Below are 3,592 nucleotides of genomic sequence, written 5' to 3'. Positions count from 1 at the left end.
TGCACCAGTGCAGCCGCCGACTCCAGGAGTGACCCCATGCAGCCCTCGTTCGCGTTCGATTCCGCCGCCGACGCACTCGCCGCGGTGACCGCGGCGATCACCGACGATCAGCTCGCCGATCCCACCCCGTGCGCGGACGTCACTGTCCGCGACCTGCTCGCCCACGCCGTCGGCCTCACCGAGGCGTTCCGGCAGGCCGCGACCAAGGAGTCGGTCGGCACCTCGGCTCCGCCGCAGACCGGCCCCGACACCCCGCTGCCCGCCGAGTGGCGCGCCCTCCTGCCCGGACGGCTGAAGGCCCTCGCCGAGGCGTGGCGCGACCCGGCCGCCTGGGACGGCGACGCCGAAGCGGGCGGCGTCACCATGCCGGCCCCCGTCATGGCCATGGTGGCCCTGGACGAACTCGTCGTCCACGCCTGGGACCTGGCCGTGGCGACCGGTCAGTCGCCCCGCGCCTCCGACGCCGACCTGGCGGTCCTCCTCGAGTTTCTCCGCGAGACCGACCCCGAGGGCACGCCCGGCCTCTTCGGGCCGGTGATCCCCGTCGCCCCCGAGGCCCCGCTGCTCGACCAGGTCCTCGGCCTCACCGGCCGCGACGCCGCCTGGTCCCGCTGAACCCGCCCCGAGGCCGCGGCCCGCGTCCGGTCCCGCTCGCCTCACCCGCGCGCGAACACCCCGGCGGTCACCGCCGCGGTGACGGCGTCGGCGGCCCGGTCGGCCTCGGTGTCGTCGATCGGGTCGCCGCTGGCGAGCAGGCGGTAGTAGAGCGGGGCCGAGACCGCGGACAGCACGGCGCGGGGATCGGTGCCGGGCGGCGCCTCGCCGCGGGCGATCGCGTCGGTGACGCAGGGCGCCCACTCGGCCAGGCGCACGTCGTAGAAGTGGTGCAGGGCGGCGGCGGCTTCGTCGTCGCACGTGGCGGCGGCGATGACGGCGCGGAACAGCCTGCCCTGCCGTGGGTCGGCGAGGGTGCGGGCGACCAGGCGGGCGTTGGCGCGCAGGTCCCCGGCGAGGCCGCCGATCTCGGCGCGGGGGAGCGAGGTGTCGGCCATGTCGGTGAGCAGGTCGGTGATCAGGCCGGCGGGGGTGCGCCAGCGACGGTAGACGGTGGTCTTGCCGACCTCGGCGCGGGCGGCGACCTCGGCGAGGTCGAGGTGGGCGAAGCCGCGTTCGGCGAGCAGGTCACCCGCGACCCGCAGGACGGCTTCCCGCACGCGGGCGGTGCGACCGCCGGGCCGGACCGAGCCGGGGGCCGTGCCATCGGAACTCATAACGGGACTCCAGTTTCATTTAGTCGCGATCGGGTGTACTGTCCGAGCTGTAAACGGAACTATAGACCCTTTAGGAGTCACGATGGAGTACCGCCGGCTCGGCCACAGCGGCCTGCACGTCCCCGCACTGAGCTTCGGCGCGGGCACCTTCGGTGGGCGCGGTGAGCTGTTCAGCGCCTGGGGCGACACCGACGCGGCGGGCGCGCGCCGCATGGTCGACATCGCCCTCGACGCCGGGGTCACCCTCTTCGACACCGCGGACGTCTACTCCGACGGCGCCTCGGAGGAGATCCTCGGCGCCGCGATCGCCGGACGCCGCGACCGGGTCCTGCTGTCCACCAAGGCCGGGCTGCCGACCGGTCCCGGCGCGCACGAGGCGGGCGCGGGCCGCGGCCGCCTGATCCGCGCCGTCGAGGACTCGCTGCGCCGCCTCGGCACCGACCACCTCGACCTGTTCCAGCTGCACGCCTTCGACGCGGGCACCCCGCTCGAGGAAACCCTCACCGCCCTGGACGAACTCGTGCGCGCGGGCAAGATCCGCTACCTCGGCGCCTCCAACTTCGCGGGCTGGCAGCTGATGAAGGCGCTGGCCGCCGCCGACGCGCGGCACCTGAACCGCTTCGTCGCCCATCAGGTCTACTACTCGCTCGTCGGCCGCGACTACGAATGGGAGCTGCTGCCCCTCGGCCTCGACCAGGGGGTCGGCGCGGTGGTGTGGAGCCCGCTCGGCTGGGGCAGGCTGACCGGCCGGATCCGCCGCGGACAGCCCCTGCCCGAGGGCAGCCGCCTGCACACCACGGCCGAGGCGGGCCCGCCGGTGGACGACGAGGTCCTCTACGACGTCGTCGACGTCCTCGACGAGATCAGCGCCGAAACCGGCCGCGCCGTCCCGCAGATCGCGCTCAACTGGCTGCTGACCCGGCCGACGGTCGCCAGCGTCATCGTGGGCGCGCGCACCGAGGAACAGTTCCGCCAGAACCTCGGCGCCCTCGGCTGGCGCCTGGACGCCGACCAGCTGGCGCGCCTCGACAAGGCGAGCGCGGGCACCCCGCCCTACCCGTACTACCCCTACCATCGCCTGCCCGACTTCGCCCGGCTGAACCCGCCCGCGGTGTAGGGCACGCGCGACCGGCCGTCAGTACACGTCGCGGACGTAGCGCTTCTCGGCCACCAGCTGCTTGCGCCAGGCCAGGGCCCCGTCGTCGTCGAGTTTGCCGTGGACGCGGGCGATCTCGAGCAGGGTCTCGTCGACGTCCTTGGCCATGCGCGCGGCGTCACCGCAGACGTAGAAGTGGCCGCCCTCGCACAGCCACGACCACAGCTCGGCGCCGTGCTCGATCATCCGGTGCTGCACGTAGATCCGCTGCCGCTGGTCGCGGGAGAAGGCCAGGTCGAGGCGGGTGAGGAAGCCGGAGCGGAACATGTCCTCCAGTTCGGCGCGGTAGTAGAAGTTCTGCGAGGCGTGCTGGTCGCCGAAGAAGAGCCAGTTGCGGCCCGACGCGCCCTGGGCGCGGCGCTCGTGCAGGAACCCGCGGAACGGCGCGATCCCGGTGCCGGGCCCGACCATGATCATCGGCGCTGCCGGGTCGAGCGGCGGGCGGAAGTGCGGGGCCCGCTGCAGGAAGATCGGCACCTCGCCGCCCGCCCGGTCGGCCAGGAACGTCGAGCAGACACCGCCGCGCCGGTCGGCGCCCGGCGCCGGATCGCCGTAGCGCACCACGCCGACGGTGAGCTGCACCTCGGTCGGATCGACCAGCGGACTCGACGAGATCGAATACTGGCGCGGGGACAGCTTCTTCAGCGTCGACTGCCACTCCACCAGGTCGGCCTGGACGGGGAAGTCGCGCAGCACGTCCACGGCCTGGCGGTCCCAGAGGTAGCTCTGGAGTTCGTTGCGGTTGTCCCGGCGTAGCAGCTTGGCCAGGCGCGGGTGCGGATTGCGTTCGGCGACGAAGGCCAGCAGATCCTGGCCGACCCGGGTGATGTCGTAGTGGGTGCGCAGCGCCTCGCTCAGCGGCAGCTCGCGCCCGTCGACCTCGATCGGGCGGCCGCCGTCGAGCCCGGCCGCGCCGAGCCATTCGCGGACCAGCCGGTCCCCGTTGGTCGGGTAGACGCCGAGCGAGTCGCCGACCTCGTAGGCGGCGTCGAGGCCGGTCAGGTCGAAACCGAAGCGGCGCACCTCCTTCGGCGATCCGGCCGCGCTGAGCACCTCGTTGCGCACCAGCGCCGCCGCGACGGGGGCGTTGCGCGTGAAGGGCGCGGCGGTCCTCGCCCCGGCGGGCGCGGGCCGGTCCAGCACCGCCGCGCCGCCGCGGGCGACC

The 3,592-nt window shown here is 74.1% G+C and carries 4 protein-coding genes; 2 read left to right on the top strand and 2 right to left on the bottom strand.

Features of this window, described 5'->3' with window-relative positions:
* A partial coding sequence (locus ON36_RS25065) for a TIGR03086 family metal-binding protein (RefSeq protein ID WP_306306916.1) occupies positions 1 to 615 on the top strand: 615 nt, incomplete at its 5' end.
* 41 nt (positions 616 to 656) lie between these two features.
* Here ON36_RS25065 and ON36_RS25060 read toward each other — a convergent pair.
* A complete protein-coding gene (locus ON36_RS25060) occupies positions 657 to 1,271 on the bottom strand; it encodes a TetR/AcrR family transcriptional regulator (protein WP_043658480.1) in 615 nt (204 codons plus the stop codon).
* 82 nt (positions 1,272 to 1,353) lie between these two features.
* Here ON36_RS25060 and ON36_RS25055 point away from each other — a divergent pair, with 82 nt between their 5' ends.
* A complete protein-coding gene (locus ON36_RS25055) occupies positions 1,354 to 2,388 on the top strand; it encodes an aldo/keto reductase (RefSeq protein ID WP_043658478.1) in 1,035 nt (344 codons plus the stop codon).
* 18 nt (positions 2,389 to 2,406) lie between these two features.
* Here ON36_RS25055 and ON36_RS25050 read toward each other — a convergent pair.
* Positions 2,407 to 3,592: diflavin oxidoreductase (locus tag ON36_RS25050; RefSeq protein ID WP_043658475.1), on the bottom strand; the 1,186-nt coding region annotated here is incomplete at its 5' end.

This window comes from Nocardia thailandica NBRC 100428 (genome assembly GCF_000308795.1).
Classification (GTDB): domain Bacteria; phylum Actinomycetota; class Actinomycetes; order Mycobacteriales; family Mycobacteriaceae; genus Nocardia; species Nocardia thailandica.
The sequence above is the reverse complement of the archived record's forward strand: the minus strand, read 5'-3'. Positions and strand labels throughout refer to the sequence as shown.